Origin of the sequence: Pseudoroseomonas cervicalis ATCC 49957, assembly GCF_000164635.1 — a bacterium.
Classification (GTDB): Bacteria; Pseudomonadota; Alphaproteobacteria; order Acetobacterales; family Acetobacteraceae; genus Pseudoroseomonas; species Pseudoroseomonas cervicalis.
In genome coordinates, this window is the sequence record NZ_GG770778.1 from 16062 (window position 1) to 21056 (window position 4995).

Sequence of the window (4995 nt, forward strand, 5' to 3'; positions counted from 1 at the left end):
GGGGCGCCCGGCAGGGCCGCCAGCACGGCGGCGGGGGCACCGCGGCGCAGCCATTCCGGCGGGGGGGTGAGATGGTCGGCGGGCGGGTCGTCGCGCATGGCGGCGCAAGCCAGCATGGCGGCGCGTGTGGTGCAAGCGCATGGGCGCGCATCCATTCGCGCGACGCCGCGTTCATCCCGCAGTGGCCTCGCCGAGGCCGACAGGAAGGAGAGCCAGCATGGACGAGAACCGCTTCACCGGCGCCGCCCGCGAGACCGTCGGCCGCGCCCAGGAGGCCGTCGGCGCCTTCACCAACAACCGCGACACGCAGGCGCGCGGCCAGGTGAACCAGATCCAGGGTCAGGCCGAGAACTTCATGGGCCAGCTCTGCGACAATGTCCGCGAGCAGCCGATGACCTCGATCGCGATCGCCGCCGGCATCGGCTACATCCTGGGCCGGCTGCGGATCCTCTGAGGATGATGGCCGCCCCCCTGCGGGGCGGCAGCGAATTCCGCGCCCGACCGGGTGCGGAAGCGGGGCGGCGCGGGAGACCGGCGCCGCCCTTTCTCGTTCGATCGGGCGGAAGGCGCGGACCCTGATGGATGTCGATCTGATCGTGCTCGGCTCCGGCACCGCCGGGGTCAAGGTGGCGACGCGCTGCCGCGTCGCCGGCTGGCGCGTGGCGCTGGTGGAAGCCCGGCAATTCGGCGGCACCTGCGCGCTGCGCGGCTGCGAGCCGAAGAAGGTGTTCTGGACCCTGGCCGAGGCGGCGGAGCGGGCGCAGCGCCTATCCGCAAAAGGTGTGGGCGGCGGCGGCGGCGTGACGCTGGACTGGGCGGCGGCGCAGCGCTTCAAGCGCAGCTTCACCGACCCGGTCCCCGAATCCCGGCGCGAGAGCCTGGAGCGCGCCGGCATCATCGCGCTGCATGGCCAGCCGCGCTTCCTCGGCCCCGACCGCATCGCTGTGGACGGGCAGGAGATCCGCTTCCGCCACGCGCTGATCGCCACCGGCGCCGAACCCGCCGAGCTGCCGATCGCCGGGCGGGAGAACCTGTCCACCAGCGACGATTTCCTGTCGCTCGAGGACATGCCGAAAAGCCTGGTGCTGCTGGGCGGCGGCTACATCTCCTTCGAATGCGCGCATCTGGCGCGGCGGGCGGGGGCGGAGGTCACCATCCTCGAAGGCGGCGACCGGCCGCTGGCGCCGTTCGACGAGGCGCTGGTGGCGCGGCTGGTGGAGAAGACCCGCGCCCTCGGCATCCGGGTCGAGCTGGGCTGCAAGGCCGCCGCCATCCGGGCGGATGCCGGCGGCTTCCGCGTCGAATGCGGGGATGGGCGCAGCTTCGCCGGGGCGATGGTGCTGCACGGGCTCGGCCGGCGCCCGGCGCTGTCCGGCCTCGGGCTGGAGGCGGCGGGGGTGCCGGTGGAGAAGGGCCGGCTGCTGCTCGACCCCTATCTGCGCAGCACCGGCAATGAGCGGGTCTTCGCCGCCGGCGACGCCGCCGCGCAGGGCCCGGCGCTGACGCCGGTGGCGAGCCACGACGCCGCGGTGGTGGCGCGCAACCTGCTGGAGGGCTGCCACACCAAGCCCGATTACAGCGTGGTGCCGAGCGCCGCCTTCACCCTGCCGCCGCTGGCCGCTGTCGGCCTGACCGAGGCGCAGGCGAAGGAGCGCGGCATCGACTATGAGCTGCGCGAGGGCGACATGGCGGATTACCAGTCGGTGCGCCGCACCGGCGAGGACACCGCCGCCTATCGCCTGCTGGTCGCGCCCGGCAGCGGCGCCATCCTGGGCGCGCATCTGCTGGGGCCGGAGGCGCCGGACAGCATCAACCTCTTCGCCCTGGCGATGCGCGCCGGCATGGGGGCGGAGGCGCTGTCGCGCATGATGACGGCCTATCCGACGGGGGGCTCCAACATCGCCTCGATGCTGGGATGAGCGATTACGATGTCGCCGTGGTGGGCGGCGGGCCGGCGGGGCTGAGTGCCGCGCTGCTGCTCGGCCGCGCGCGGCGGCGGGTGCTGCTGCTGGATTCGGGCGAGCACCGCAACGACCCGGCGCGCATGATGCATGGCTTCCTGACGCGGGACGGCATTCCGCCCGCCGAGTTCCGCCGCATCGCGCGCGAGCAGCTGGCGGCCTATCCGCAGGTGGAGCTGCGCGATGCGCGGGTGGAGGCGGTGGAGCCCGGCTTCACCCTGCACCTGGCCGGGGGCGCGTCACCGGTGGCGGCGCGCGCCGTGCTGCTGGCCACCGGCATGGCGGATGAGCTGCCGGAGATTCCCGGGCTGCGGCCGCTCTACGGGCTGGATGCCTGGCACTGCCCCTATTGCGACGGGTGGGAGCGGCGGGGCGAGGCGATGGCGGTGCTGGGCGAGGGTGTGGCGGGCTACCGCATGGCGCTGGAGATGCGCGGCTGGACCGACCGGCTGGTGCTGTGCTGCCAGGGCAAGCGGCCGGAGGCGCGGCATCGCGCGAAGCTCGCCGCGCTCGGCATCGAGCTGCGCGAGGCGAAGGTGGTGGAGCTGCTGTCCGAGGCGGGCCGGCTGTCGGCGCTGCGCCTGGCGGATGGCGAGGTGCTGCCGCGCTCCGTGCTGGTGCTGGCGGCGGCGCAGCGGCAGCGCTCCGACCTGGCGCAGCGCCTGGGCTGCGGGCTGACGCGCGGCGGCCTGGTGCGCGCCGCGCATGACGGGGCCACGGACATACCCGGCCTGTATGTGGCCGGCGATGCCGCCCCGCATCTGCAGATGGCGGTGGTCGCCGCCGCTCAGGGCGCCATGGCCGCCTTCGCCATCAACACGGCGCTGCTGCGCGAGGTGGTGCTGCCGGCCGCCAGCGGCGGCCGGCCCTGACAGAAGGAAGAAGGGGGTCCGGGGGAATTCATTCCCCCGGCCTCACTTGGCCCTCCTGACCAGCCCTTCGCACCGGTCATCCTCGCCGATCCCGAAGCGGATGGTCGGCAGGATGGCCAGCGGCAGGGCGATGATGCCGAGCCCGATCGCCGCCGCCCCCCGCGCGCCGAGCTCGACCGGCTCCGGCATGACCGAGGGATCCCGGAAGGGCCCGCGGATCAGGATGTCGGTGGTCAGGGCGCCGATGGTGAAGCGCTTGGCCTCGGTGCGCAGGCGGTAGTCCAGCCTTTCGTTGCGCAGGCTGATATCGCCCATGCCGGAGATCAGCGCGTCCTCGGTGTCGATCAGCACGGCGCGGGTGGAGAGGTTGCCGCGGCGCAGCGCCAGGTCGCCGATGAAGCACTGCACCTGGGTGCGGTTGGGCAGGCCGAGGGCGGAGAGGATGGCGTTGCCCAGCCGCAGGCCCGAGAGATCGACCAGCAGGGCGGAGAGGTTGCCGCCGGCCATGCCGAGGGTGATGGCGCCGTCGCCGCTGCCCAGCATGTCGGCGATGGAGGCGCCCTGCGCCTCCAGCCGGGCGCTGCCGCCGATGCGGCCCTGGCCCTCGCCCAGCGGGGTGACGCCCATCAGGCGGGAGAGGTCGACGCGCTGGAAGCGCGCCTCGGCCTTCACCCGCAGGCCGCGCTGGTTGTCCAGCGGGGTGAAGTCGAACTGCCCCTCGATCCGGCCGGTGCCGACGCCGAAGCGCAGCGGGTGCAGGCCGATGGCGCCGTCGGTGATGGTGAGGTTGGCGTGCAGGTCGTCGAGCGGCATGCGCCGGCCGAGGATCTTGCCGCCATCATAGGTCAGGCGGATATCGGCGGCCTCGAGCTTGGGCAGGTTCAGCGGGTCGTCCGGCAGGAGGCGGCCGCGCGCCGCCTGGCGGCGGTCCACCTGGTCGCCCGGCGGCGCGCCGATGAAGCCGGCCAGGTCGTCGAGATCCACCTGGCGGGAGCGCAGCGTGGCCTCGACCAGCGGGCGCTGCCCGTCGCGCGGGGTGACGGCGAGCTCGCCGCCGAGGTCGCTGCGGCCGACCTTGCCCTCGATATCGGTGAAGCGCACCGCGCCGGCGGCGTAGTCCAGCCGGCCGCTGACCTCATAGGGCGGGGTGGCGGGGATGGGCACGCCGGTCAGCGGCGTCAGCCGCGCCATGTCGGAGCCGGAGAAGCGCAGCCGCAGATTGGCGCCGGCGAAGCGCAGCGGGTCCTGCAGCGTGCCCTCCAGCCGCGCCCGGGTCGGGCCATTGGCGAGGGCGAGCGTCACCGGCCAGGGATTCTCGGCATCGCGCAGCGACAGCACGGCGCCGCCGGTCAGCTCGGCGGTGATGGGCTGGTCGGCATAGCGGCCTTCGGCGGTGGCGCGCAGCCGGGGCTCGGCGCCCTCGGGCTCCTCGGTGGCGACGCGCACCTGCATGTCGGCGCGCAGCGGCGCGTGGCGCACATCCACGACGCCCGCCTGCACCCGCAGCGCGCCGAGCTGCGGCGCCTCGGCCGTGTCGGATGGCGGCGCGTCGGGGTCGGCCGCGGTCAGGGCGGGGAAGTCGTAGTTGCGGCGGTTGTCCCCGGTGGCCAGCAGCGTCACCACCGGGCGCTCCAGCGCGATGTCGGGGATGATGATGCGGCGGTGGCGGATGAACTCCATCGCATCCAGCCGCAGCGTCAGGCGCGGAATGGCGGCGAAGGGCGGGTCCTCGGCGAAGCCCTCGGGGTTGGCGATGCGCAGATCGGTCAGCGTGATGCCGGTGATGCGGCCGAGATCGACATCCAGCCCGCCAATGGCGACGGGGCGGCCGAGCCTGGCGCTCGCCTGCCGCTCCAGCAGCGGGATGAACCAGGCCCAGGACCAGAGGAGGACCAGCAGCAGCACCGCCAGGACGGGCAGGCCGGTCCAGATCAGGATGCGCCGCAGGGCCATGTGTGTTTCCTCTCCGCCGCGCGCGGGCCGCGCCTGCGACGGAAAAGCGGCGCGGCGCGGCGGGGTTGCCCCGCCGGGGAATCACGCGGCCGGGACCGGAGACGAAAACGGCCCAGGGCAGGGCGCTCCGGGCCGGTCTGTCGCGCTGCGGTCGGCGGGCTCAGCCGCCGGCGTCGAAGCCCAGGAAGCCGCGATCCGGGCGCGGCGTG

The 4995-nt window shown here is 74.3% G+C and carries 4 protein-coding genes; 3 read left to right on the forward strand and 1 reads right to left on the reverse strand.

All coding sequences use genetic code 11. The features are described from left to right. Positions 1–217 precede the first annotated feature (217 nt). The 3 genes from HMPREF0731_RS07500 (at position 218) to HMPREF0731_RS07510 (ending at position 2833) form a co-directional block, all read left to right on the forward strand. Entirely contained in the window at positions 218–454 is a 237-nt protein-coding gene (locus HMPREF0731_RS07500; protein ID WP_040612526.1) for a DUF883 C-terminal domain-containing protein, read from the forward strand. Between the two features lie 124 nt (positions 455–578). Continuing rightward, positions 579–1919: a dihydrolipoyl dehydrogenase family protein gene (locus tag HMPREF0731_RS07505; RefSeq protein WP_007003466.1), complete on the forward strand. Its 1341-nt coding sequence runs from the start codon at positions 579–581 to the stop codon at positions 1917–1919. After that, positions 1916–2833: an NAD(P)/FAD-dependent oxidoreductase gene (locus HMPREF0731_RS07510; protein WP_007003467.1), complete on the forward strand. Its 918-nt coding sequence runs from the start codon at positions 1916–1918 to the stop codon at positions 2831–2833. The genes HMPREF0731_RS07505 and HMPREF0731_RS07510 overlap by 4 nt, the downstream gene beginning before the upstream one ends. A gap of 42 nt (positions 2834–2875) precedes the next feature. Here the strand turns inward: HMPREF0731_RS07510 and HMPREF0731_RS07515 are convergent, their stop codons facing one another. Continuing rightward, on the reverse strand, positions 2876–4786 hold the full coding sequence (locus tag HMPREF0731_RS07515) for an AsmA family protein (RefSeq protein ID WP_007003468.1): 1911 nt from the start codon (positions 4784–4786) through the stop codon (positions 2876–2878). Positions 4787–4995 lie beyond the last annotated feature (209 nt).

Excerpts from the sequence above, each read along its gene's own strand:
- HMPREF0731_RS07500 (WP_040612526.1), top strand. The coding sequence starts at position 218 with ATGGACGAGAACCGCTTCACCGGCGCCGCCCGCGAGACCGTCGGCCGC.
- HMPREF0731_RS07505 (WP_007003466.1), top strand. The coding sequence starts at position 579 with ATGGATGTCGATCTGATCGTGCTCGGCTCCGGCACCGCCGGGGTCAAG.
- HMPREF0731_RS07510 (WP_007003467.1), top strand. The coding sequence starts at position 1,916 with ATGAGCGATTACGATGTCGCCGTGGTGGGCGGCGGGCCGGCGGGGCTG.
- HMPREF0731_RS07515 (WP_007003468.1), bottom strand. The coding sequence starts at position 4,786 with ATGGCCCTGCGGCGCATCCTGATCTGGACCGGCCTGCCCGTCCTGGCG.